Genomic DNA, 23,572 nt, shown 5'->3' on the forward strand with positions numbered 1-23,572 from the left:
GGTCAGACCTCACCCCCCAACGGTTGGGGGTGTGCGCCGGAACGCGTCGACCGCGGCTGAATGTATCTGTCCAACTGCCCTCTGCAACAGGTCAATCGGACGAGAATTCTGGGCATGGCCGATCATTGATATACGGAGAACCCGCAAGAATACGGGGCAAGTCGGGCCCCGCAAATGCCATAAAATGCCCAAAAAGGTGAGCCAGTTTGGCTACTTCTTGTCGGCGCCCGAACGGTCACTCATATGCGTCCGGCATGAAACCAACATCGAAATCGAAGCGGCTTCCCCAACTCTAGCGCGTTCAACCCTACAGAATTGCCCCCTCCGTTTCTCTCACGGAGGGGGCAATTCGATGAACTCAGCGTGTTCGGCATTACCGAGGGTAACGATCAGCCTCCGGCGACGGCCGGAATGATCGAGACGCCCGCACCGTCCGGGGTCGCCGTCTCCAGGCCCTGCTCGAAGCGCACGTCGTCGTCGTTGACGTACACGTTCACGAAGCGGCGCAGCTTGCCCTGGTCGTCCAGGACGCGCGCGGCGATGCCCGTGTGGTTCTTCTCCAGGTCGGTGATGACCTCGGCGAGGGTCGTGCCCTCGGCCTTCACCTCGGCGGCGCCGCCCGTGTAGGTGCGCAGGATGGTGGGGATGCGGACGTTGACGCTCATGATGCGAGGCCAGCCTCTCGGAAGGAGTCGAGGTTCGGGCGGATGGTCGCGGTCAGTCCGGTGTCGGAGGCCACCGCGTCCAGGGTCTTGAGGCCGTCGCCGGTGTTCAGCACGACCGTCGTCAGGGTCGGGTCCAGGAGACCGTTCTCGATCAGCTTGCGGGTCACGCCGACGGTCACGCCGCCGGCGGTCTCCGCGAAGATGCCCTCGGTACGCGCGAGCAGCTTGATCGCGTCGACGATCTGCCCGTCGTTCACGTCCTCCACCGCGCCGCCGGTGCGCCGCGCGATGTCCAGCACGTACGGACCGTCCGCCGGGTTGCCGATGGCGAGCGACTTGGCGATGGTGTCCGGCTTCTGCGGCCGTACGACGTCATGGCCCGCCTTGTAGGCGACGGAGACCGGGGAGCAGCCCTCGGCCTGGGCACCGAAGATCTTGTACGGCCTGTCCTCGACGAGCCCGAGCTTGATCAGCTCCTGGAGCCCCTTGTCGATCTTCGTGAGCTGGGAGCCGGAGGCGATCGGCACGACGAGCTGGTCGGGGAGCTTCCAGCCGAGCTGCTCGCAGATCTCGTACGCCAGCGTCTTGGAGCCCTCGGCGTAGTAGGGCCGCAGGTTGACGTTGACGAAGCCCCAGCCCTCGCCGGCCGGGTCGCCGATCAGCTCGGAGCAGAAGCGGTTCACGTCGTCGTAGTTGCCCTCGATGCCGACGAGCTCGCCGCCGTAGACAGCGGCCATGACGACCTTGCCCTGCTCCAGGTCGTGCGGGATGAACACGCAGGAACGGAAGCCGGCACGGGCCGCCGCCGCGCCCACCGCTCCGGCGAGGTTGCCGGTGGAGGAGCAGGAGAGGGTGGTGAAGCCGAAGGCGCGGGCCGCCTCGAGGGCCTGGGCGACGACGCGGTCCTTGAAGGAGTGCGTCGGGTTGCCGGAGTCGTCCTTGACGAAGAGCTTCCCGGCGTCGACGCCCAGCTCGCGGGCCAGGTTGTCGGCCTGGACGAGCTTGGTCCAGCCGGGGTTGATGTTCGGCTTGTCCGCCACGTCCGCGGGGACGGGCAGCAGCGGCGCGTAGCGCCAGATGTTCGCGGGTCCCGCTTCGATGCGCTTGCGGAGTTCCTCGGTGTCGTAGGCCGAGAAGTCGTAGGCGATCTCCAGCGGGCCGAAACACTCCTCGCAGGCGAAGAGCGGGCCGAGCGGGACGCGGTGTCCGCACTCGCGGCAGGAAAGCGCCGCGGCCGGACCGAGATCCACCGCGTCGGCGGAGTTCGTGGTGCTTGCAACTGTCTGCGCAGCCATGGAGGCGAGGCCCTTTCTCCTCATCTTCCTCACGACGCACTTCGCCGTGAGACGGATTTGGCACCTTCCCTAGCCGGGAGCCTCGCGACGCGATCGACATCGATCGGTACGAGACCGGCTGGAGGGTTGCCGGGGCTTCATCGGGCCGTATCCCTCTGCCCCTCTGGATGAGCGGTATTTGATTGTTGAACTGTTGAACACGATACGCGCCGACGATCCAGGACATGCGATGGTCATGCGCGTTGTTCAAGACTGTAACCGAAGGCCAGGACAGTTGAGATAGTCGTCCGAACCGCGAGACGAGCCAATCGATCTGCCGCCGGCCGCGGCGGGCACGCCGATGAGAGCGTGAGATCAGACAGTGAGGAGCCGCAGACGGTGCTGAGAGAAGTCGAAAGCTGGCTGAGCACACGCTCCTGGTCCGCGACCGACCGCCCGCTCCACAAGCTCATGGCAGCCAAACGCGTCACCGGGTCGACGGTCAGCGTGGTGCTGCCCGCGCTCAACGAGGAGGAGACGGTCGGCGAGATCGTCTCGATCATCCGGCACGACCTGATGCAGCAGGTGCCCCTCGTCGACGAGATCGTCGTCGTCGACTCCGGTTCGAGCGACCGCACCTCCGCCGTCGCCGCCGCCGCGGGCGCGCGGGTCGTGCACCGCGACGACATCCTGCCGCGGATCCCGGCCGTGCCCGGCAAGGGCGAGGTGCTGTGGCGTTCGCTGCTCGTCACGAGCGGGGACATCGTCTGCTTCGTCGACGCGGACCTCAAGGAGTTCTCCTCCGACTTCGTCTCCGGGATCGTGGGCCCGCTGCTCACCGACCCCGGCGTCGACCTCGTCAAGGCCATGTACGACCGCCCGATGGCCGGCACCGGCGGCCAGGGCGGCCGGGTCACCGAACTCATGGCCCGCCCCCTGCTGAACATGCACTGGCCCCAGCTCGCGGGCTTCGTCCAGCCGCTCGGCGGCGAGTACGCCGCCCGCCGCTCGCTGCTCGAACAGCTCCCCTTCCCCGTCGGCTACGGCGTCGAGCTCGGCATGCTCGTCGACGCCCTGCACCTGGTGGGCCTGGACGCCCTCGCCCAGGTCGACGTCGGAGTGCGCAAGCACCGCCACCAGGACGGCCAGGCGCTCGGCCGCATGGCCGCCGCGATCTACCGCACCGCGCAGCTGCGGCTCGCCCGCGGGCACCTGATCCGCCCCTCCCTCACCCAGTTCGAGCGCGACCGGGACGGTTTCCGGCCGCGCACGTACTCCGTGGACACCGAGGAAAGGCCCCCGATGACCGAAATCTCCGAGTACCAGCGGCGCAAAGCCGCATAGCCGGGCGCCGACGGCCGTCGATCGCATACGGCCGAAGGGCGCGTTTGAGCGTTTCGACACGGGGCTAGGTTTCGAGGCATGGCTTCAACGCATGGCGCCCACAGGATTCTGGTCGCCTCCAACCGCGGCCCGGTCACCTACGAGGTACGGGAGGACGGCTCGCTGCACGCCCGGCGCGGCGGCGGCGGGCTCGTCTCGGGACTCTCGGCGATCGGGCCGGACGCGGGCGCCCTGTGGGTCTGCTCGGCCCTCGGCGACGGCGACCGCGAGGCCGTGCGGCGCGGAGTCGGCGAGGACGGCGTGCGCATGCTGGCCGTCGACGCCGAGGTGCACGCCGACGCCTACAACGGCATCGCCAACTCGGTCCTGTGGTTCGTCCACCACATGCTCTACCAGACCCCGCTGGAGCCGGTCTTCGACGCGGAGTTCCGGCGTCAGTGGGAGTCGTACCGCGCCTACAACCGGGCCTTCGCCGAGGCGCTGGCCGAGGAGGCGGCCGACGGCGCGTCGGTGCTGGTCCAGGACTACCACCTGTGCCTGGTGCCCGGGATGCTCCGGGAACTGCGCCCCGACCTGCGCATCGGCCACTTCTCCCACACCCCCTGGGCGCCGGAGGACTACTTCCGGATGCTCCCCGACGACATCCGTGCGGAGCTGCTCGCGGGCATGCTCGGCGCGGACCGGGTGGCCTTCCTGACCTGGCGCTGGGCCGATGCCTTCCAGCGCTGCGCGGAGACGACGGACCCCGGCCGCTACGTCGCCAGGGCCCCCTCGGGCGGCACCCGCGCGATCGAGCACCTGGACGGCGCCCGGCCGCCCGTGCGCGAGACCCGCATCGGGGTGCACGGCCTCGGCGCGGACGCCGAGTTCCTGCGCGAGCGCTCGCACCGGGAGGACGTCGGGGAACGGATGGCCGCGCTGCGCGAGGAGATCGGCGCGGACCGCAGGACGATCGTGCGCGTGGACCGGACCGAGCTGTCCAAGAACATCGTGCGGGGGCTGCTGGCGTACCGGCAGCTGCTCGACGACCACCCCGAGTGGCGCGAGCGGGTGGTCCACGTGGCCTTCGCCTATCCGTCCCGGCAGGACCTCGCCGTGTACCGGGACTACACGGCCGAGGTGCAGCGTCTCGCCGACGAGATCAACTCCGGTTACGGGACGCCCGGATGGACGCCCGTGGTGCTGCACGTGAAGGACGACTTCGCGCGCTCGCTCGCCGCCTACCGGCTGGCCGACGTCGCCCTCGTCAACCCGATCAGGGACGGCATGAACCTCGTCGCCAAGGAGGTCCCGGTCGTCTCCGACGAGGGCTGCGTGCTGGTCCTGTCCCGGGAGGCGGGCGCGTACGAGGAGCTGGGCGAGGACGCGATCACGGTGAACCCGTACGACATCACCGGCACGGCGCGGGCGCTGCACGAGGCCCTCGTCATGCAGCCCGGCGAACGGGCCGAACGCACCAAACGCCTGACGGCAGCGGCCACGGCCCTCCCCCCGACCCAATGGTTCCTGGACCAACTGCACGCACTGGAGTCCTGAGCAGGAGCGCACGCCGGTTCTCGGGTCCGGGTCCGGTGGGTGGGTCGGGGCCGTGCCGGTGCATCAGCCCGTCGCCGTCGGACAGAGATCTGAACGTTAGTGGCGACGGGCATCGATGTACCGCCACGGCCCCTCGCGCCGAATCCCGGCTGCCGGTAGATCGTGGCTGAGGGTCAGCCCCTCCGGCGTTTGAGGAGCGGGGTCTGGGGCGGAGCCCCAGGTACGGGAAGGGTAGGGGCGGAGGGGGCGAAAAAAATCCCGCCCCCGCCCCGGCCCACGGGTCACCCGGTCCGGCGTCAGGCGATGCGCGCCGCCAGGGCGGCCAAGAGGCGGACGACCCCCGCCGGGCCGTCGACCACCAGGTCGGCCCGTTCGGCGAGCTCGGCCACCTCGGAGCTGCCGCTGCACACCAGGAGCCCGGGAACCCCGTCGGAGCGCAGCTTGTCGACGGCGGCGAAGGCGGGCAGATCGCCCAGATCGTCACCGGCGTACAGAACGGCCTCCGCACCGGTCTCCCGGACGTACTCCGACAGGGCGACCCCCTTGTCCATGCCCGGCGGCCGCAGCTCCAGGACCATGCGCCCCGGCTCGACGATCAGACCGTGCCGGGCGGCGAGTTCGCCCAGCGGCTCCCGCAGCGCCTCGAAGGCGGCCTGCGGATCGTCGGCGCGGCGCGTGTGCACGGCGACCGCCCGCCCCTTCTCCTCGATCCACGTCCCCTGCCAGGCACCGATCCGGTCGAGGAAGCCGGGCAGTTCGGCGCGGACGGCGGCCACACCGGGGTGCGGGGCGGGCGCGGTGACCGTACCGCTCACCGCGTCCCAGCGCTCGGCGCCGTAGTGGCCGAGGACGACGAGGTGCTCCAGTCCGGGCACGCCCGCGAAGCCGCCGTGGCGCACGGCCACACCGGCGGGGCGTCCGGTGACCACGGCGACGGAGGCGACCTCGGGGGCGAGCGCCGCGAGTGCGGGGACCGCGTCGGGGTGCGCGCGGGCGCGGTCGGGGTCGGGGACGATGGGGGCGAGGGTTCCGTCGAAGTCGAGTGCGACGACCGTCCGGGCCGGGCGCGCGAGGATCGCTTCCAGAGCGTCGCGTCCGGCGGGGGTCACCGGGGCCGGCAAGGAGTCCTTGGATTCGGGGTGGCTGCCCATGGGGCGACCCTATCCGGGCGGGCGCGGCCGCACCCGCGACTCATGCCCCGCGGGCGTCCCCGCGGCCGGAATGCCCGGATCCCGCCGCCCGGGCTCACCGCCCCTCCCGGCGGGCCTCCCGCACCCGGCGGAGCCGGTTCACCGTGACGGGGTCGTGCGCCAGCGCGCGCGGGTCGTTCAGCAGCGCGTTGAGCAGCTGGTAGTAGCGGACCGGGGCCAGGCCCAGCTGTTCGCGTATGGCGCGCTCCTTGGCGCCGGGACCGGGGAAGCCGCGGCGCTCCAGGGCGAGAATGCTCCGTTCGCGGGCGGGCAGCTCTTCCATGGACAGCACGGTAGTCCCCGGCACCGACAGCCGCCGGGGGCGGGGCTGGTGGTGCCGGCGGACGCCGGGGGCGGGGGCTCGGACAGGGGCCAAGAGCCGGTGCCGGCGTCCGCCGGGGCGGGAGCCGGAGGGCCGGGGCGGGCGCGTCCGTCCCGGAATGCGGGACGCAAGGCCCTCTATCCCGTGAGTGGACTAGACCTTTCCGTGGTTGAAGGGCGACACTGTCCCCCGTGAGACACGTCATCGCCCTCGATGTGGGCGGCACCGGGATGAAGGCCGCCCTCGTCGGGGTGGACTCCGAGACCTCCCCGGACCGCCCCGACGCGCCGCTGCCGGAGGCCCCCGGGCACCCCGCGCTGCTGCACCAGGCCCGCCGGGCGACCGGCCGTGAGCGCGGGCCCGACGCCGTCGTCGAGGAGATCCTCGACTTCGCCGCCGAACTGCGCGCCTACGGCGAGGAGCGCTTCGGGACGAGCGCGCTGGCCGCCGGCGTCGCCGTCCCCGGCATCGTGGACGCCCGGAACGGCGTCGCGGTCTACGCCGCCAACCTCGGCTGGCGCGACGTCCCGCTGCGCCGGCTCCTCGGCGAGCGGCTCGGCGGCGTGCCCGTCGCGCTCGGCCACGACGTGCGCACCGGCGGACTCGCGGAGGGCCGGATCGGCGCCGGACGCGGGGCGGACCGTTTCCTGTTCGTCCCGCTGGGCACCGGCATCGCGGGCGCCATCGGCATCGACGGCGTCGTCGAGGAGGGCGCGCACGGCTTCGCGGGCGAGATCGGCCACATCGTCGTACGGCCCGGCGGGGCCCCGTGTCCGTGCGGTCAGCGCGGCTGTCTGGAGCGGTTCGCCTCCGCGGCGGCCGTCAGCCAGGCCTGGGCCGAGGCCTCCGGCGACCCCGGGGCGGACGCGGCGGACTGCGCCAAGGCCGTCGAGTCGGGCGACCCGAGGGCGCTGGCCGTCTGGCAGGAGGCCGTCGACGCCCTGGCCGACGGCCTGGTCACCGCGCTCACCCTGCTGGACCCGCGCACGCTGATCATCGGTGGCGGGCTCGCCGAGGCCGGGGAAACCTTGTTCACACCCCTGCGGGCCGCGGTCGAACGGCGCGTGACGTTCCAGAAACTGCCGTCCATCGTCCCCGCGGCCCTCGGGGACACCGCCGGATGCCTCGGTGCCGGGCTCCTCGCCCGGGACCTCCTGAACCCCACTTCTACGACTCCCCGGAGGTAACCACCCGATGGCCCCTAGCAAGGTTCTCGCCGGCGCCCGGGTGGTACTGCCCACCGGGATCGTGCAGGACGGCCGCGTGATCATCGACGGTCCCGTGATCGCCGCCGCGGGTGCCGCCGGGACGCAGCCCGCCGGCGCCCCCGGGGCGGTCCCCGCGGACACGCCCGTGACCGACCTGTCCGGCCACTGGGTGGTCCCCGGCTTCGTCGACCTCCACAACCACGGCGGCGGCGGCGCGTCCTTCACCTCGGGAACCGCCGAGGACGTCCTGCGGGGCATCCACACCCACCGGCTGCACGGCACCACGACCGTGGTCGCCTCGACCGTCACCGGCGACATGCACGGCCTCGCCGAACGCGCGGGGATGCTCTCCGAGCTGGCCGAGCAGGGCGACATCGCGGGCATCCACTTCGAGGGCCCGTTCATCTCGCCGTGCCGCAAGGGCGCCCACTCCGAGGAACTGCTGCGCGACCCGGACCCGGCGGACGTCCGCAAGCTCCTCGACGCGGCGCGCGGCCGGGCCGCCATGGTCACGCTCGCCCCCGAACTGCCGGGCGGACTCGACTCCGTGCGCCTGCTCGCCGAACACGGGGTGATCGCCGCGATCGGGCACACCGACGCGACGTACGAGCAGACGAAGGCGGCCATCGACGCGGGCGCGACCGTGGCGACCCACCTGTTCAACGCGATGCCCGCGCTCGGGCACCGCACCCCCGGCCCCATCGCCGCCCTCCTGGAGGACGAGCGGATCACGGTCGAGCTGATCAACGACGGCACGCATCTGCACCCCGCCTCGCTGGAGCTGGCGTTCCATCACGCGGGTCCCGGCCGGGTCGCGTTCATCACCGACGCGATGGACGCGGCCGGCTTCGGCGACGGCCGCTACATGCTCGGCCCGCTGGAGGTCGAGGTCGCGGACGGCGTCGCCCGCCTGGTGGAGGGCGGTTCGATCGCCGGCTCCACGCTCACCCTCGACCGCGCCTTCCAGCGCGCCGTGACGGTCGACCGGCTGCCCGTCGAGGACGTGGTGGCCGCCCTCTCGGTCAACCCCGCCCGCCTGCTGGGCGCGTACGACCGGGTCGGCTCCCTGGAGCCCGGCAAGGCCGCGGACCTCGTCGTTCTCGACGCCGACTTCGCGCTCAAGGGCGTCATGCGCGGTGGTGAATGGGTGGTCGATCCCCAACTGGGATGATTCACACCTTTGTTGTTCACGGCGGTTGGCCCGGGGGACTGGGCCGACCGCCGTTGTGTTTGGCATGATCGAGCCTCCGGAACCACCGGCGGGCGCCCGAGCGGCGCCCACGTCACAGAACTTCTTCGGGGGAGGTCGTCGCAGGTGATCCTCACGGTCACGCTGAACACCGCCCTCGACATCACCTACCGCGTGCGGGGGCTGCGTCCGCACGGCACCCACCGGGTGAGCGAGGTGACCGAACGGCCGGGCGGCAAGGGCCTGAACGTGGGCCGGGTGCTGGCCGCGCTCGGACACGAGGTGACGGTCACCGGGTTCACCGGCGGCGCGACCGGCCGTACCGTGCGCGACCGGCTGGCCGGGACGCCCGGGGTGGCCGACGCGCTCGTCCCGGTGGAGGGACCCACGCGCCGCACGATCGCCGTGGTCGACACGGCCACCGGCGACACCACCCAGCTCAACGAACCGGGACCGGTGATAGCCCCGGCCGAGTGGTCGGCCTTCCAGGAGCGCTACGAGCATCTGCTGCGCTCCGCCTCCGCGGTGGCCCTGTGCGGCAGCCTGCCCCCGGGCGTCCCGGTGGGCGCCTACGCCCAGCTGGTGCGCACCGCCCGGGCGCTGGCCGTCCCGGTGCTGCTGGACACCAGCGGCGAGCCGCTGCGCCGGGGAGTCGCCGCCCGCCCCGACATCGTCAAGCCGAACGCCGAGGAACTCGCCGAACTCACCGGCTCCCACGACCCGCTCCAGGCGACCCGCTCGGTCCGCCGGCGCGGCGCCCACACCGTCGTGGCCTCCCTGGGGGCCGAGGGGCTGCTCGCGGAGAACGCGGCGGGCCGCTGGCGGGCCGCTCCCCCGAACCGGGTCCACGGCAATCCGACGGGCGCCGGCGACTCCGCGGTCGCGGGTCTGCTGTCGGGGCTGGTCGAGGACCTGCCGTGGCCGGAGCGGCTGGCACGGGCCGTCGCCCTGTCCGCGGCGACCGTACTGGCCCCGACCGCGGGCGAGTTCGACCGCGCGACGTACGAGGCGCTGGCGGCGCAGGTGGCGGTGACGAGCGAGGCGTCGGCCGCGTAGCCGCGTCACCGCGGGAGCCGGCACACCGGCGCCGGGGGAACAGACGTCAGAGGGGCGTCACGACGGTTCCGCCGTCGTGACGCCCCTCTTCGTCCGTCTACCGGCCGTGGACTACTTCCACCCGGACTCGAGCCAGAACTGGTCGAAGTTCGCGTCGCACTGGTTGCCGTCCGCGCAGGAGATCTGGATCGTGTTGGTGCCCTTGTTCAGGGTGATGTCCGCCCAGGTGTTGGTCCAGCCCTTCTGGGCGTCCCCCTCCGCGGCCTTGGCGAAGTTCTTCAGGTTGAGGGGGCGGTCCTGGGCCGTGCCGTTGACCGTCAGGGTCGCGTCGGCGTCCTTGCCGGGCACTCCGTAGTTGACGTTCAGCGAGTACTTGCCGGCCTTCTCGATGCCGCTGACGCTCCAGACGATCGTCGCGCCGACGTGGTTGAACCCCGTGACGTAGACCCCACCGTCCGCCTTGGCGCCCTGGACGTCGGACGCCGTCGTCACGCCGTCGCCCAGCTTCAGCGCCTTCGCGTCGATCTTGGGGAGCTCCGCGGGGGTGTCGGAGGACTTCGTCTCCGAGTCGGTCGGGGACGCGCTCTGGGCGGTCGTGGGCGTCGGGTCGGCCTTGTCGTCCTTCTTGTCGCCGTCACCGCCGCCCATCATGGCCACGCTGATGCCGATCACGACCGCGGCGACCACGGCGATCGCGCCGATGAGCAGACCCTTGGTGTTCGGGCCCCGGCCGCGCCCGCCGCCGTCACCGTGGCCGGGCATCGGCGTCCGCGCCGTCTGCGCGCCGCCGGGAACGGTCTCAGGGGCTCCGTAGTGGGCGTTGGGCTGGCCGTGGCCGCCCTGCTGCGGCACCTGGCCGTACGGGGCCGTGGGGGCCGTCTGCTGGCCGTAGGAGCCCTGGGCGGCCTGCTGGCCGTACCTGCGCTCGCCGACCGCCCGCACCCGGTTGACCGAGCCCGGGTAGCCGTAGCCGCCGCCCCCGGAGGGCGGGGTGGCTCCGTTGGCCTGACCGTCGGCGTACAGGTAGCCGAACGGGTCGTCCTCCTCGGGCGTGCTCGCGCCGTTGTTGCCGGGCGTCATCCCTTGGTCTCCTCAGCGGTGCGGTTCTTCTGCGGTACACGAATGAATGGCGAGCCTACCCGGTCCCGCTGAGCCGAACGGGGGGCCTTCACCGCATCGACCCACCCACCTGGGTCTTATCCGGCGCGCCGGTGCTGTTTGGGACGAGAACGTTTCTCCACGTACATCCGTTCGTCAGCGGATTTCAACACCTCGTCCGCCGTCATTCCGCAGTGGGCCCATCCGATGCCGAAGCTGGCGCCCACGCGGACGGCCCGCCCGTCGACCCTGATGGGCGGGATGATCGCGTTCCGCAGCCGTACGGCGAGGTCCTGGGCGTCCGCGCGGCCGAGGCCGTCGGCGAGCACGACGAACTCGTCACCGCCGAGTCGGGCCACCGTGTCGCCGTCCCGGACCCCGTGGGTGAGGCGGCGGGCGACCTCGATGAGAACCTCGTCACCCGCGTTGTGCCCGAACCGGTCGTTGATGGACTTGAAGCCGTCGAGGTCGCAGAAGAGCACCGCGAGCCCCTTGGTGCCGTCGTCCGTCTCGCCCTCCGGGGCGACGGTGTGGACGTGGTGGTCGAAGGCCTCGAACGCGTCGGCGCCGGCCCGGAAGTCGAAGCCGTGGCCGTTCCCGTCGTAGGCGGGGTGGCCCATGTCGTCGTAGTCGCCGACGAGGTCCGTGTGCCCGTACGCGGCGTCCAGCGAGGCCACCGCGCCCGGCGGCAGGGACTGCGGCCGGCGGCAGAGGCGGGCGCCGAGCCGGGAGCGCAGCTCGGCGGAGTTCGGCAGGCCGGTGAGCGCGTCGTGCGAGGCCCGGTGCGCGAGCTGGAGCTCACGGCGCTTGCGGTCCTCTATGTCCTCGACGTGGGTGAGCAGGAAGCGGGGCCCGTCGGCGGCGTCCGCGACGACGGAGTTGCGCAGATGGACCCAGACGTACGTGCCGTCGCGGCGCCCGAGCCTGAGCTCGGCCCGCCCGCCCTCGGCGGAGGTCCGCAGCAGGGTGCCGATGTCCTCGGGGTGGACGAGGTCGGAGAAGGAGTAGCGGCGCATCGCGGAGGCGGGCCGGCCGAGGAGCCGGCACAGGGCGTCGTTGGTGCGCAGGATGCGGCCGTGCTGGTCGCCGCCCATCTCGGCGATCGCCATGCCGGAGGGGGCGTACTCGAAGGCCTGGCGGAAGGACTCCTCGCTGGCGCGCAGGGCCTGCTGCTCGCGCTCCAGGCGGACCAGGGCGCGCTGCATATTCGCGCGTAGACGGGCGTTGCTGATCGCGATGGCGCCCTGGAAGGCGTACATCTGGAGGGCTTCGCGGCCCCAGGCGCCGGGCCGGCGGCCGTTGCGCGGCTTGTCCACCGACAGGACGCCGATGAGCTCGCCGTGACCGCCGCCGGAGACGTTCGGGGTGTACATCGGGGCGAAGAGGCGGTCGGAGGGGTGCCACTCGTCCTCGAAGCGGGGCGCGGGACCGTCCGTGTACCACTGGGGCACGTCGTCCTCGTCCAGGACCCAGCCCTCGGTGTGGGGTATGAAGCGCAGGTCGCCCCAGGCCTCGCCCATGGTGAGCCGGCGCTCCCAGGAGGTGCGGGAGCCGACGCGGCCGGTGATGAGGGCCTCGGCGGCCGGGTTCCCGGCCAGGGCGACGACGAGGTCTCCGTCGGGGCGTACGAGGTTGACGCAGGCCAGCTCGTAGCCGAGCCCGGTGACCACGCCGTCGGCGACCGTCTGCAGCGTGTCCGCCAGGCTGCGGGCGGTGTTCATGTCCGCCATCACCTGGTGCAGCTGCCGCAGGGTCGCAAGACGGACGTAGGGCTCCGACTCGGTCTCCATTCGCCCTCCCCTCGAGACCTCGCAGCAACTCCAGGGTTGTCTCGGCGTACTGGGTGCTCTTCGGTTCCGTGCCGACTGCCCGGCGCTTCCTGTGGACCCCTTCACGCCTTACTGCTCGGTAGCTTCTCCGCGTAACGCCTCAGCCACTGAATCACAGCGCGCTCCCCACTCGGTACACAGGGTCAACAAAATATGGCCCCTGTGACTCAAGTCACAGCAGAACCTGAGCAATTGAATGGAGTTTCTGCATTTCAGCGTGCGTTTGCCGAACGCATTGTTCGCCGACTGTGGAGATCCTGTGCGCTCCCGGGCCCGTCGAACGGGTCCGGGACGAAGAGAGTAAGGCCTGCCGCTCCGCCGCGGGACCTAGGTCCCGGTTCGGACCGAGGTCCGATGTGGCGCCCCGGGTGCGGAGACTAGCGTTTCGGCGTGCTCACGACTTCCCCCGCCCTCCCCGCCATCCCCTCCGTGCATGCTGAGGGGGTGAGCAACGACGAGTTCCGCGCCGCCATGACCCGGCTGGCCGCGGGTGTGGTCCTGGTGACCGCGCACGAGCCCGCGCTGGCCGCCGACGGGCCGCGCGGCGAGGACGTCGGGATGACCGCGACCGCGTTCATGTCCGTCTCCCTGGACCCGCCGCTCGTCCTGGTCGGTCTGCGCGAGGGGTCGCGGATGGACGACCTGCTGGACGAGCAGCCGCTGTGGGGCGTGTCCGTGCTCGCGGAGAGCCAGCGCCACATCGCCGGCCGCTTCTCGATGAAGGGCCGCATCAGCGACCGGCTCCTGTTCGAGGACATCCCGTACGTCCGCGGCGAGGCGTCCGGGGCGCTCCTGGTGGGCGGCGCCCTGGCCACCCTGGAGTGCGCCACCGAGCAGCGGATCACCGCGGGCGACCACACCCTCGTCATCGGCCGTGTCCTGACGGCCCGGGTACCGAGCGCGGACGGCGGGCCCCTGACGTACTTCAAGGGCCGCTACCGGCAGCTGGGCTGAACCGGCCGGGGTCAGCCCCAGTCGCGGCCCGTGCGGCCGCGCTTGGTCTCGGAGCGCGCCTTCTTCTCGCGCAGCCGGCGTTCGTTGATGCCCCGGGGGATGCGGGTGGGGCGGCGCGGCCGGGGCGGCGGGGCGGTGGCCTCGGCGAGGAGGGACGCGAGCCGCACGGCCGCCGTCTCGCGGTTGCGCCACTGGGAGCGGTGCTCGGAGGAGCGGACGCTGACGACGCCGTCCACGAGCCGTCCCTCCAGCTTCGCGAGGGCGCGTTCCTTCCACACGGGCGGCAGGGCCTCGGTGTTCGCGAGGTCGAAGCGGAGCTCGACCTGGGAGTCGCTGGTGTTCACGTGCTGCCCGCCCGGCCCGCCCGAGCGCGAGAAACGCCACATGAGCTCGGCCTCGGGCAGGGAGACGGAGCCGCGGATGACATAGGGACCGGACATGTGTTCATGGTCGCGCGCCCGGCCGGTCGGCGTCACCCGTTTTTCGGCGTCGCGCGGGGCGAAGAGGTGAGTCCGGGTAAAAAAGGTAAAGACCGGCGGAACCTCGGGTACCCCCCTTGGCGTTCATAGGGGTGACGGTAGCTTCGTCACCGGTACGAAGTCCGTACGTCACGAGGGAAGGGACTCCCAACAATGGCTGTAAGCCTGTCCAAGGGTGGCAACGTCTCGCTCACCAAGGAGGCTCCGGGCCTGACCGCCGTCACCGTGGGCCTCGGCTGGGACGTCCGCACCACCACGGGCACCGACTTCGACCTCGACGCCTCGGCCATCGCGGTCAACACCCAGGGCAAGGTCTACTCGGACGCCCACTTCGTCTTCTTCAACAACAAGCAGACCCCGGACAGCACCATCGTCCACACGGGCGACAACCGCACGGGTGAAGGTGCCGGCGACGACGAGGCGATCAACGTCAACCTGGCGGGCCTCCCCGCCGACATCGAAAAGATCGTCTTCCCGGTCTCCATCTACGACGCGGAGAACCGCTCGCAGAACTTCGGCCAGGTCCGCAACGCCTACATCCGCATCATCAACCAGGCCGGCGGCGCCGAGATCGCCCGCTACGACCTCTCCGAGGACGCGGCCACCGAGACCGCCATGGTCTTCGGCGAGCTCTACCGCAACGGCGCCGAGTGGAAGTTCCGCGCGGTCGGCCAGGGTTACGCCTCGGGCCTGGTCGGCATCGCCCAGGACTTCGGCGTGAACGTCTGAGGGTCCCCCTCCCGCGCCTGACGAGAAGAGCCCCCGGAACCACGGTTCGCCGGGGGCTCCTCTCGTGCGCGGCTCACGGGTTGGCGGGCTTGCCCTTTCCGTACAGCCAGTCCTTCCAGATCCCGCCGAAGTCCTTGTCCGGCGCGGCCTTCTCGACGTACGCGGTGAACTCGGCCGTGTCCGCGTTCGCGTGGCGGTGCGCGGCGGTCCAGCCCTGGACGATGTCGTAGAAGGTGTCGTCGCCCACCAGCTGACGGATCTTCTGGAGGACCATCGCGCCGCGGTAGTAGACCGGCGGGTCGGAGATCTGCGCGGCGCTCGGCGGGTCGGCGGGCGGGAAGGCCCAGACCTCGCTGCTGTCGACCGGTTCGTAGTACTCGCCCTTGTAGAGGGACTCGAAGATCTCCTGGGCCGAGTCGCCGCCGTGGTCCTCCTGCCACAGCCACTCGGCGTAGGTGGCGAAGCCCTCGTTGAGCCACATGTCCTTCCAGGACTTCGGGGTGACCGAGTCGCCGAACCACTGGTGGGCCAGTTCGTGCACCAGGGTCGCGGTGTCGGGGGCGCCGGGGAAGACCGGACGGGTCTGGGTCTCCAGGGCGTAGCCCACGTCGTCGGGGCGGTCCACGATCGCGCCGGTGGAGGAGAAGGGGTACGGGCCGAAGTTGTACTCCTCCCAGTCCATGATCTCGGGGATCTTCCCCAGCACCTTCTTGCTCGCCCCGGTCTGGGTCGGGTCCACCGCCACGTAGACCGGCAGCCCGTTCCTCGCCGTCGAGCGGGTGACGTCGTACCGGCCGATCGCGAGGGTCGCCACATAGCTCGCCATCGGCTGGGCGGTGTGCCAGGTGAAGTTGGTGCGCCCGTTCCTGGTCTCCTCGCTCGTCAACTCCCCGTTGGAGACGGCCTGGAGGCCCTTCGGGACAGTGATCCTGAGGTCGTACGACGCCTTGTCCGAGGGGTGGTGGTCGCCGGGGAACCAGGCCATCGACCCCGTGGGCTCCCCGAGGCCCAGGGCGCCGTCGGCGGTGCGCAGCCAGCCCTCCTTGGAGCCGTCGGCGTCGGTGATCGTCCGGGGGGTGCCCGCGTAGCGGACCGTCGCGCCGAACGTCTCCCCCTTGTCGAGCTCGTCGTGCGGACGCACGGTCAACTCCTGGCCCGCCCGGCTCCATCCGGCCTCGCGGCCCTCGACGGTGACACCGGAGACGTGCATGCCCAGCAGGTCGAGATGGAAGGCGCTGAGGTCCTGCGTCGCCTTCGCGGTGATCTCGGCCGTTCCGGTCAGCCGTCTGCCCCGGGGGTCGTAGGACAGGGTGAGTCCGTAGTGCGTGACGTCGTACCCGCCGTTGCCCATCCGCGGGAAGTACGGGTCGCCGACGCCGGCCGCACCGGGTTTCCCGTGCACGGCGTCCCCGCCGCAGGCGGTGAGCCCGGCGGTCAGTACGAGGGCCAGGGCAAAGGGGACGGTGACGGAGGATCGGGGCACATCCGCGATCCTAGGCGGCCCGTCCCCCGCACGCGGGGCCGAAGGATCCCGAGCGGGCCCGCGGGGCCGGGTCCGACCGGAAACCGCCGCTCACCCGCCCCTGGTCCGGCCGGAAACCGCCGTCCCGGGCCCCAGGTCCCGCCGGGGACCGCCGTCCCGGGCCCCAGGTCCCGCCGGGGACCGCCGTCGCGGCTCCCCGGGTCCGGCCGGGAATTTGCCGTCCCTGCCCCGGGTCCGGCAGGAAGGTCGCGCCCGCGGCCGGCCGGGAGGCGGGCACCGCCCGGCGTGACACCATCACCTCGTGCTCGACATCGGCTACGCCCTCTCCAACCGCTTCCCCGACCCCCCGCAGACCGACTACCGCCGCGCGGACGTCCACGCCCTGCGGCACGACCTGTTCTGCGGCGACGTCTACCTCGCCGACACCAAGAAGGACCGTGAGGTGTCCACGGGCTGGGGCTGGGTGCCGGTGCTCGACTTCGCGTGGGCGCTGTGCGACATCGTGGAGCGGCTCGACCGCGACCCGCTCGGCAGCCGGGCCTCCCGCCCCCAGCAGGCCGAGCTGGACTTCACCGAGTCGACCGACCGCATGCTCTTCGAGCGCCGCTTCGGCTGGGTGGACATCGAGGCCGACTGGATGCCGGGCGACGAGGAGCCGCTGACCTTCTCCCACACCGAGCTGCGCCGCGAGGCCCGCGACTTCCTGCACGACCTGCTCGCGGACCTCACCGACCTGCACGAGGACCTCGGCGAGAACCCGGCGATCTGGACGCTCCAGGCCCGCTTCCCCCGGGTCTCCTAGACCGGTCCGGCCCCGGACGGCCCGGACGGCCGCCGGGCCCGGACGCACCTGGGCCCTGACGGCCGCCGGGCCCGGACACCCGGCACGTAGGGAGGCCCGCAGTGTCCGGACGGCGGCCGCCCGGTCAGGACGCCCGCCGGGACCCGGGGCCGGGGGACCTCAGCCCTCCACTCTGACCCCGAGCGCCGCCGCCAGCACCGGTGCCAGGTCGAGCAGCTGCGCCGTGCTGATGACCGCGCCCGCGAGCCGGTCCACGCCCCGTGCGATGTCCAGTTCGGCCGCCGCGCGCAGGTCCACGTCCACGAGCGTGGCCTCCGCGAGGTCCGCGCCCTTCAGGACGCAGTCCACGAACTCCACCCGCTCCAGACGGGCACCCCCGAAGTCCGGCTCGACCAGCACACAGCCCTCGAAGACGACGTCCTTGAGCCGCGCCTTGCGCAGATTCAGATAGTCGATCTTCCCGCCGCGCACGACCACCCGCTCCAGGACCGAGCCGTGCAGCTGCACCCCGCCGAGCCGGGCGTCGACCAGTTCGACGTCACGCAGCGTCGACTCGGCGAGATCGGTGCCCACGCCCCGGATGCCGGTCAGGACCGAGTCGAGCACGCGCGCGTGGTGCAGCCGCGTCTCGTCCAGCGCGACCCCCGTCAGCGCGCAGTCCATGAAACGGGCTCCCCCGCCGTCCTGCCCGGCGAAGTCGGCCTCCCGGAACTCCAGCCCGTCGTAGTCCCCGTCGGGCTCCAGCTCCCCGCCGTCGAACGGCTCCAGCGGGGGCAGCCGCAGCTCCGGCCGCCGTGCCGCCTTCACCCCCGGCGCCTTCGCACCCGTACCGCCGCGCCCGCCCGTCGCTCTCCTCACCATGTCCCCATCCTGCCCGCCCCCACCGACAACCGGCGCCCACCTGCGGCGACGCCCCGCATGTCACATTCCGGGCCTCCGCTCCGTCGTATCCACGGGAGGACATGCCGGAATCCGACGCGCCTCCCGCCGGGCGAGCCCGGAGCACCGCGGGACCCCCGGGCGCCGGACAGCCGACCCCGAGCAGAGGAGACCTCCAGCCATGCACCGCATCACCGTCATCGGCGGCGGCTTCGCCGGACTCACCGCCGCCGTCACCGCCGCCGAGGCGGGCGCCGAGGTCACCGTGTACGAGGCCCACCACACCCTCGGCGGGCGGGCCAGGACCGCCGAGGGCCCGTACCGGACGAACGAGGGCCCGCACGCCCTCTACAGCGCGGGCCCGCACTGGACCTGGCTCGCGCAGCGGGACCTGATCGGGGCGCTCGCGCCGGTCCCGCCGCTGGAGGCCGCCCGGCTGCGGCTGCGGCACAGGGGTGTGCTGCGCCGCACCCCGCCGTTCGCGATGCTGAAGCTGCTGCGCCGCTCCTGCCGGCGGGCTCCCGAGGACGTCGACTTCATGACCTGGGCGACGGAACAGGCCGGGGAGGAGGGCGCGCGGGCCGCGGCCCACCACGCGGCCGTCTCCCTCTTCCACCACGATCCCGGTTCGCTGTCGGCCGCGTTCGTGCAGGAGCGGCTGCGCCGGACCATGCGGCTGCCGACGGAGGCGCACTGCCCCCGGGGCGGCTGGGCGAGCGTCATCGACCGGATGGCGGGGCGGGCCTGGAACCTCGGGGTGCGGATGGAGACGCTCTCCCGGGTGGACGCCGTCCCCACGGGCCGGGGCCCGGTCGTCGTCGCCACCTCGCTCGACTCCGCGCGCCGTCTGCTCAAGGACGACTCCCTGACCTGGCCGAGCGGCCGCACCGCCCTGGTCGACGTGGCGCTGCGCAGCCGCCGCGGGGACGCCTTCGCCGTCTGCGACCTGGACGCGCCGGGCTGGATCGAGCGCTTCACCGCCCGGGACCGGAGTCTCGCCCCGGCCGGGCAGCAGCTCCTCCAGGGGCAGATCCCGATAGCCCCGGGGGAGACCGGGGCGCACGGGGCCGCCCGCGCCGAGGAGCTGCTCGACCTCGCCTTCGAGGGTTGGCGCGAGCGGGTGACCTGGCGGCGGACGGGCGTGGCGAACGGCCGTACCGGTGCGGTCGACCCGCCCGGCACGACGTGGCGGGACCGTCCGCGTATCGACCGGGCGACGGCGTGTAGCTCGTGGGCGACCAGGTCGCGGCCCCCGGGGTGCTCTCGGAGGTGTCCTTCAACAGCGCGATGGAGGCCGTGGCGCTGGCGCTGCGCATCCGGGACCGCCTTGACCTCAAGCGGGCTTGAGGTTGAACAGTGGAGGCTCCGGCGCCCGCGCGGGGCGCCCGCGCCCGCCTCCCGGACCGCACGAGGCCGGCCCGGGTCCGCCCTCCCGGACCGCACGAGGCCGGACCGGGTCCGTGCCGCGGCGCCGCCGCCCGCCTTCTTCCGATCCTGAGGAGTCCCCGATGCACGCCATCCGTCTGCACGCCTTCGGCCCCGCCGACAACCTCGTCCACGAGCGGACCGAGGACCCCGAGCCGGGTCCCGGACAGGTCCGGATCGCGGTGGCCGCGGCGGGCGTCCATCTCCTGGACACCGCCCTGCGCGAGGGCATGACGGGCGGCCCGGCGCCCCGGCCCGTGCTGCCGACCGTTCCCGGCCGGGAGGTCGCCGGAACCGTCGAGTCCCTCGGCGAGGGCGTCGCCGGGCTCTGGCTGGGCCGGCGCGTCGTCGCCCATCTCGGCTTCGCTCCGGGCGGCTACGCGGAGCTGGCCGTCACGGACGTCGAGCGGCTCCACGAGATCCCCGGGAACCTCGACTTCGCCCAGGCCGTCGCCATGATCGGGTCGGGTCGCACGGCCATGGGGATCGTGCAGTTCGCCGAGTTCGGCCCCGCCGAGGTGGTCGTCGTGCCCGCGGCGGCCGGCGGCATCGGCACGCTCCTGGTGCAGTACGCCCACCACGCGGGCGCCACGGTGGTGGGCCTCGCGGGCGGCCCGGAGAAGGTGGCGCTGGCCCGCGCGAACGGCGCCGACCACGCCGTCGACTACACCGACCCCGGCTGGCCCAAGGAGGTCCGCGCACAGCTCGGCGGCCGGGCCGCGACCCTCGTGCTCGACGGGGTCGGCGGCGCCGTCGCCCGGGACGCGGTCGCGCTCCTCGGCCCCGGCGGCCGGCACCTCGTCTTCGGCTGGTCCGGCGAAGGCGTCCGGAACGGCTCCCCCTACCTCGTGGACGGGGTGTCCGAGCAGGTCCTCGGCCCCGTGATGATGCGCCGGGCGGGCGGCCCCGACCCGGTGCGGACCCTGGAGCTGCGCGCCCTGGCCGAGGCCGCGTCCGGACGCCTCGCCCCCGTGATCACCCGCTTCCCCCTCGCCGAGGCCGCCTCGGCGCACCGGGCCCTGGAGAACAGGGCCACGATCGGAAAGGTGGTGCTGGAACCATGACCACGAGCCGGTGGAACGCGCCCCACGGGGCGAAATCGCCCAAAGATGCGACGCATTCCGATTCATGGTCTTCTGAGCGAATGAGTGTCACCCGGACAGGTGAACCCGAGACGGCCGTGGGTCCCGACCCGCACCGCTGGTGGGCGCTGGTGGTCATCGCACTCGCCCAGCTGATGGTCGTGCTGGACGCGACGATCGTGAACATCGCGCTCCCGTCCGCGCAGCGCGCTCTCGGCATGTCGGACGGCAACCGGCAGTGGGTCATCACGGCCTACACGCTGGCCTTCGGCGGCCTGCTGCTGCTCGGCGGACGGATCGCCGACCTCGTCGGGCGCAAACGCACCTTCGTCATCGGCCTGATCGGCTTCGCGGTGGCCTCGGGCCTCGGCGGCGCGGCCACCACGTCCGGCATGCTCTTCGGCGCCCGCGCGCTCCAGGGCGCCTTCGCCGCGCTGCTCGCGCCCTCGGCGCTGTCCCTGCTGACGACGACCTTCACCGACCCCAAGGAACGCGGCAAGGCGTTCGGCATCTACGGGGCACTGGCCGGCTCGGGCGCGGCGATCGGCTTCATCGTGGGCGGACTGCTGACGGAGTACCTGAACTGGCGCTGGTGCCTGTACGTGAACATCCCCATCGCGGTCATCGCGGTGTTCGGCGCGTTCGGGCTGCTGCGGGACCGTCCCGGACACCGCAACGTCCGGCTGGACGTGCCCGGCGCGGTGCTGGGCTGCGGCGGCCTCGTGGCGATCGTCTACGGGGTCAGCGAGGCGAACTCGCGCGGCTGGTCCGACCCGCTGGTGCTGGGGCTGATCACGGGCGGGATCGCGCTGCTGGCCGTATTCGTGTGGTGGCAGAGCAGGGCTCCGAGTCCGCTGCTGCCGCTGCACATCGTCAAGGACCGCAACCGCGCCGGCTGCTTCCTGACGATGGGGCTCGCCATCATCGGCATGTTCGGTGTGTTCCTGTTCATGACCTACTACCTCCAGGTCATCCTCGGGTACTCGCCGGTGAAGACGGGGCTGGCGTTCCTGCCGCTGACCGTCGCGATCATCATCGGTTCGACGCAGATCTCGGCCCGGCTGCTGCCCCATGTGGCACCGCGGATGCTGATGGTCCCGGGCATGCTCCTCGCCGCCGGCGGGGTCGCGATGTTCACCCGGCTCACCGTCGAGTCCGACTACGCGGGCGAACTGCTGCCCGGTCTGATGCTGATGGGGCTCGGCATGGGCCTGACCTTCATGCCGGTCTTCGCCACGGCGACCGCCGGGGTCGCCCCGCAGGACGCGGGTGTCACCTCCGCGACGGTCAACACCTCGCAGCAGGTCGGTGGTTCGATCGGCACGGCGCTGCTGAACACCATCGCCACCACCGCGAGCACGGCCTACATCACCGCCCATCTGCGCAACCCCGCGCAGAAGGCGCTGATCGTCAAGGAGGGCGTCGTCCACGGGTACACGGTGGCCATCTGGTGGGCCACCGCGATCATGCTGCTGGCCGGACTGGTCGCGGGGCTCATGGTCACGGCCAAGGCGCCCAAGCACGCGACGTCGGGCGCGGCGGTCCCGGAGTCGGTGGCCTGACCACCGCCCTCTGCCGCGCCCCGTACGCCGTTCTCCCCCTTCTCCCGGCCCGGGGGTCAGTGGCGCCCCGCCACCCGGTCCGCGATCCGGGCCAGCCGGGACGACTGCGCGCTGTGGCCGGACAGTTCGCGGCGGTCGGCCGTGCGGTAGGTCGCGTACATGCCGTGGACGCCGATCCAGCGGAAGGGCTCCGGTTCCCACTTGCGGACCTCGTGGCCGACCCAGGGCAGCTCGGTCAGTCCGGTCGCGCCCGCCTCCCCGGAGTCCTGGCGGACGAGGTCGCGCAGGGTGCGGGCGGCGAGGTTGGTGGTGGCGACGCCGGAGCCGACGTAGCCCCCGGCCCAGCCGAGGCCGGTCGAGCGGTCCAGGGTGACGGTGGCGCACCAGTCGCGCGGGACCCCGAGGACGCCCGACCAGGCGTGGGTGACCTGGACACCGGTCAGCGAGGGGAAGAGCCGGACGAGGATCTCGTACAGGGCGTCCACGGTGGACTGCTGGGTGCGGCCGTCGTTGTCGGTGCGCGAGCCGAAGCGGTACGGGACTCCCCGGCCGCCGAGCGCGATACGGCCGTCGGCGGTGCGCTGGGCGTACATGTAGGCGTGCGCCATGTCGCCGAGCGTCTCGCGGCCCTCCCAGCCGATCTCCGCCCACTGCCCGTCCGTCAGCGGCTCGGTCGCGATCATGGACGAGTTCATCGGCAGCCAGGTCCGCTTCTGGCCCTTGAGGTTCGCGGTGAAGCCCTCGGTGCAGCGCAGGACGTAGGGGGCGCGGACGGTGCCGTAGGGGGTCACCGCCTGCCGGGGGCGGATCTCGGTGACCGGCGTCTGTTCGTGGACGGTGACGCCGAGCGCCTCGACGGCCGCGGCGAGACCCTTGACCAGCTTCACCGGGTGCAGCCGGGCGCCGTGCGGGGTCCAGGTCGAACCGACCGCGTCCGCGAGCCGGATCCGCTCGGCGGTCTCCTTCGCTCCGTACAGCTCGCGGTCCTTCTCCTCGTAGGACAGCTCGTGCGCGTGGAACGCCTTCAGCCGCGCGAGCTGGGCCGGCGTGTAGGCCACCTCCAGGACGCCGCCCTGGTGGATGTCGGCCTCGATGCCCTCCTCGGCGGCCACCCGGACGACCTCGTCGACGGTGTCGTTCATGGCCCGCTGGAGCCGTACGGCCGCTTCCCTGCCGTGCAGCCGCGCGTACCGGTCCCGGCCCGCGATGCCGTTGTAGAGCCAGCCGCCGTTGCGCCCGGAGGCCCCGTAGCCGCAGAACTTCTGCTCCAGGACCGTCACCCGCAGGGAGGGGTCCGCCTTCTTCAGGTAGTACGCGGTCCACAGGCCCGTGTAGCCGCCGCCGACCACGACGACGTCGGCGGTCGCGTCGCCGGACAGCGGCTCCCGCGGCGCGGGCAGACCGTCGTCCGCGTACCAGAAGGAGACGCCACCGTTCACGACCTTGCCCGCCGAGCTGCTCATGCC

General features: G+C 72.4%; 20 protein-coding genes, 1 pseudogene and 1 riboswitch. Of the genes and pseudogenes, 11 read left to right on the top strand and 10 right to left on the bottom strand.

From position 1 onward, the window contains the following. Nucleotides 1-389: 389 nt before the first annotated feature. Entirely contained in the window at nt 390-665 is a 276-nt protein-coding gene (locus IO36_RS22040) for a MoaD/ThiS family protein (protein ID WP_037622289.1), read from the bottom strand. After that, nucleotides 662-1,960: a threonine synthase gene (gene thrC, locus IO36_RS22045; protein WP_037622290.1), complete on the bottom strand. Its 1,299-nt coding sequence runs from the start codon at nt 1,958-1,960 to the stop codon at nt 662-664. Before thrC ends, IO36_RS22040 begins: the two co-directional genes overlap by 4 nt. Before the next feature lie 17 nt (nt 1,961-1,977). Further along, a riboswitch (SAM riboswitch) is annotated at nt 1,978-2,134 on the bottom strand. A gap of 204 nt (nt 2,135-2,338) precedes the next feature. Here thrC and IO36_RS22050 point away from each other — a divergent pair. Both IO36_RS22050 and IO36_RS22055 read left to right on the top strand, forming a co-directional pair. Then, entirely contained in the window at nt 2,339-3,283 is a 945-nt protein-coding gene (locus IO36_RS22050; RefSeq protein WP_037622291.1) for a glucosyl-3-phosphoglycerate synthase, read from the top strand. Nucleotides 3,284-3,361: 78 nt separating this feature from the next. Further along, complete coding sequence (locus IO36_RS22055) at nt 3,362-4,819, top strand: alpha,alpha-trehalose-phosphate synthase (UDP-forming) (protein ID WP_037622292.1); 1,458 nt, start codon at nt 3,362-3,364, stop codon at nt 4,817-4,819. Nucleotides 4,820-5,115: 296 nt separating this feature from the next. On the opposite strand, the gene otsB is transcribed toward IO36_RS22055, so the two are convergent. Beyond that, entirely contained in the window at nt 5,116-5,970 is an 855-nt protein-coding gene (gene otsB / locus IO36_RS22060) for a trehalose-phosphatase (protein ID WP_037622293.1), read from the bottom strand. A gap of 94 nt (nt 5,971-6,064) precedes the next feature. Continuing rightward, nucleotides 6,065-6,292: a DUF3263 domain-containing protein gene (locus IO36_RS22065; protein ID WP_037622453.1), complete on the bottom strand. Its 228-nt coding sequence runs from the start codon at nt 6,290-6,292 to the stop codon at nt 6,065-6,067. A gap of 230 nt (nt 6,293-6,522) precedes the next feature. Between IO36_RS22065 and IO36_RS22070 the strand changes: the two genes are divergently transcribed. The 3 genes from IO36_RS22070 (at nt 6,523) to IO36_RS22080 (ending at nt 9,784) form a co-directional block, all read left to right on the top strand. Beyond that, nucleotides 6,523-7,518 carry an ROK family protein gene (locus IO36_RS22070; protein WP_037622294.1) on the top strand — a complete coding sequence of 332 codons (996 nt, stop codon included), beginning with the start codon at nt 6,523-6,525 and terminating at the stop codon, nt 7,516-7,518. Nucleotides 7,519-7,525: 7 nt separating this feature from the next. After that, entirely contained in the window at nt 7,526-8,710 is a 1,185-nt protein-coding gene (gene nagA, locus IO36_RS22075) for an N-acetylglucosamine-6-phosphate deacetylase (RefSeq protein WP_037622295.1), read from the top strand. Between the two features lie 144 nt (nt 8,711-8,854). Next, nucleotides 8,855-9,784, top strand: coding sequence for a 1-phosphofructokinase family hexose kinase (locus IO36_RS22080; protein ID WP_037622296.1), 930 nt, complete (start codon nt 8,855-8,857; stop codon nt 9,782-9,784). Between the two features lie 111 nt (nt 9,785-9,895). Here the strand turns inward: IO36_RS22080 and IO36_RS22085 are convergent, their stop codons facing one another. Beyond that, entirely contained in the window at nt 9,896-10,864 is a 969-nt protein-coding gene (locus tag IO36_RS22085; RefSeq protein WP_037622297.1) for a CBM35 domain-containing protein, read from the bottom strand. 116 nt (nt 10,865-10,980) lie between these two features. Next, nucleotides 10,981-12,672: a diguanylate cyclase CdgB gene (gene cdgB / locus IO36_RS22090; RefSeq protein WP_037622299.1), complete on the bottom strand. Its 1,692-nt coding sequence runs from the start codon at nt 12,670-12,672 to the stop codon at nt 10,981-10,983. 510 nt (nt 12,673-13,182) lie between these two features. On the opposite strand from cdgB, the gene IO36_RS22095 reads away from it, so the two are divergent. Next, nucleotides 13,183-13,665, top strand: coding sequence for a flavin reductase family protein (locus tag IO36_RS22095; protein WP_107065778.1), 483 nt, complete (start codon nt 13,183-13,185; stop codon nt 13,663-13,665). 11 nt (nt 13,666-13,676) lie between these two features. Here IO36_RS22095 and arfB read toward each other — a convergent pair whose 3' ends face one another. Next, complete coding sequence (arfB, locus tag IO36_RS22100) at nt 13,677-14,105, bottom strand: alternative ribosome rescue aminoacyl-tRNA hydrolase ArfB (protein WP_037622301.1); 429 nt, start codon at nt 14,103-14,105, stop codon at nt 13,677-13,679. 192 nt (nt 14,106-14,297) lie between these two features. On the opposite strand from arfB, the gene IO36_RS22105 reads away from it, so the two are divergent. Then, nucleotides 14,298-14,873: a TerD family protein gene (locus IO36_RS22105; RefSeq protein WP_037622302.1), complete on the top strand. Its 576-nt coding sequence runs from the start codon at nt 14,298-14,300 to the stop codon at nt 14,871-14,873. Nucleotides 14,874-14,946: 73 nt separating this feature from the next. Here the strand turns inward: IO36_RS22105 and IO36_RS22110 are convergent, their stop codons facing one another. Next, nucleotides 14,947-16,356, bottom strand: coding sequence for a M1 family metallopeptidase (locus IO36_RS22110; RefSeq protein WP_051900809.1), 1,410 nt, complete (start codon nt 16,354-16,356; stop codon nt 14,947-14,949). Nucleotides 16,357-16,657: 301 nt separating this feature from the next. Between IO36_RS22110 and IO36_RS22115 the strand changes: the two genes are divergently transcribed. Then, the gene (locus IO36_RS22115) at nt 16,658-17,158 is read left to right on the top strand and encodes a hypothetical protein (protein WP_037622303.1); all 501 of its coding nucleotides are present in this window, start codon (nt 16,658-16,660) and stop codon (nt 17,156-17,158) included. 159 nt (nt 17,159-17,317) lie between these two features. Here IO36_RS22115 and IO36_RS22120 read toward each other — a convergent pair whose 3' ends face one another. Then, a complete protein-coding gene (locus IO36_RS22120; protein WP_107065774.1) occupies nt 17,318-18,019 on the bottom strand; it encodes a pentapeptide repeat-containing protein in 702 nt (233 codons plus the stop codon). A gap of 199 nt (nt 18,020-18,218) precedes the next feature. Here IO36_RS22120 and IO36_RS22125 point away from each other — a divergent pair. From IO36_RS22125 to IO36_RS22135, 3 genes and pseudogenes are all read left to right on the top strand, one after another. Next, nucleotides 18,219-19,384, top strand: a pseudogene (locus IO36_RS22125) (NAD(P)-binding protein). Nucleotides 19,385-19,545: 161 nt separating this feature from the next. Then, nucleotides 19,546-20,526 (top strand): zinc-binding dehydrogenase, encoded by a 981-nt coding sequence (locus IO36_RS22130; RefSeq protein ID WP_037622304.1) that lies wholly within the window; start codon nt 19,546-19,548, stop codon nt 20,524-20,526. Nucleotides 20,527-20,606: 80 nt separating this feature from the next. Next, nucleotides 20,607-22,106, top strand: a complete 1,500-nt coding sequence (locus tag IO36_RS22135; protein ID WP_037622305.1) for an MFS transporter — start codon at nt 20,607-20,609, stop codon at nt 22,104-22,106. Between the two features lie 56 nt (nt 22,107-22,162). On the opposite strand, the gene IO36_RS22140 is transcribed toward IO36_RS22135, so the two are convergent. Then, nucleotides 22,163-23,569, bottom strand: coding sequence for an NAD(P)/FAD-dependent oxidoreductase (locus IO36_RS22140; protein ID WP_037622306.1), 1,407 nt, complete (start codon nt 23,567-23,569; stop codon nt 22,163-22,165). Between the last annotated feature and the right edge of the window lie 3 nt (nt 23,570-23,572).

This window comes from Streptomyces aureus (assembly GCF_000725495.1).
Taxonomy (GTDB): domain Bacteria; phylum Actinomycetota; class Actinomycetes; order Streptomycetales; family Streptomycetaceae; genus Streptomyces; species Streptomyces aureus_B.

Excerpts from the sequence above, each read along its gene's own strand:
- IO36_RS22140 (WP_037622306.1), bottom strand. The coding sequence starts at position 23,569 with ATGAGCAGCTCGGCGGGCAAGGTCGTGAACGGTGGCGTCTCCTTCTGG.
- otsB (WP_037622293.1), bottom strand. The coding sequence starts at position 5,970 with ATGGGCAGCCACCCCGAATCCAAGGACTCCTTGCCGGCCCCGGTGACC.
- IO36_RS22130 (WP_037622304.1), top strand. The coding sequence starts at position 19,546 with ATGCACGCCATCCGTCTGCACGCCTTCGGCCCCGCCGACAACCTCGTC.
- thrC (WP_037622290.1), bottom strand. The coding sequence starts at position 1,960 with ATGGCTGCGCAGACAGTTGCAAGCACCACGAACTCCGCCGACGCGGTG.
- IO36_RS22105 (WP_037622302.1), top strand. The coding sequence starts at position 14,298 with ATGGCTGTAAGCCTGTCCAAGGGTGGCAACGTCTCGCTCACCAAGGAG.
- IO36_RS22095 (WP_107065778.1), top strand. The coding sequence starts at position 13,183 with ATGACCCGGCTGGCCGCGGGTGTGGTCCTGGTGACCGCGCACGAGCCC.
- IO36_RS22120 (WP_107065774.1), bottom strand. The coding sequence starts at position 18,019 with ATGGTGAGGAGAGCGACGGGCGGGCGCGGCGGTACGGGTGCGAAGGCG.
- IO36_RS22040 (WP_037622289.1), bottom strand. The coding sequence starts at position 665 with ATGAGCGTCAACGTCCGCATCCCCACCATCCTGCGCACCTACACGGGC.
- IO36_RS22085 (WP_037622297.1), bottom strand. The coding sequence starts at position 10,864 with ATGACGCCCGGCAACAACGGCGCGAGCACGCCCGAGGAGGACGACCCG.
- IO36_RS22065 (WP_037622453.1), bottom strand. The coding sequence starts at position 6,292 with ATGGAAGAGCTGCCCGCCCGCGAACGGAGCATTCTCGCCCTGGAGCGC.
- nagA (WP_037622295.1), top strand. The coding sequence starts at position 7,526 with ATGGCCCCTAGCAAGGTTCTCGCCGGCGCCCGGGTGGTACTGCCCACC.
- arfB (WP_037622301.1), bottom strand. The coding sequence starts at position 14,105 with ATGTCCGGTCCCTATGTCATCCGCGGCTCCGTCTCCCTGCCCGAGGCC.
- IO36_RS22135 (WP_037622305.1), top strand. The coding sequence starts at position 20,607 with ATGAGTGTCACCCGGACAGGTGAACCCGAGACGGCCGTGGGTCCCGAC.
- IO36_RS22055 (WP_037622292.1), top strand. The coding sequence starts at position 3,362 with ATGGCTTCAACGCATGGCGCCCACAGGATTCTGGTCGCCTCCAACCGC.
- cdgB (WP_037622299.1), bottom strand. The coding sequence starts at position 12,672 with ATGGAGACCGAGTCGGAGCCCTACGTCCGTCTTGCGACCCTGCGGCAG.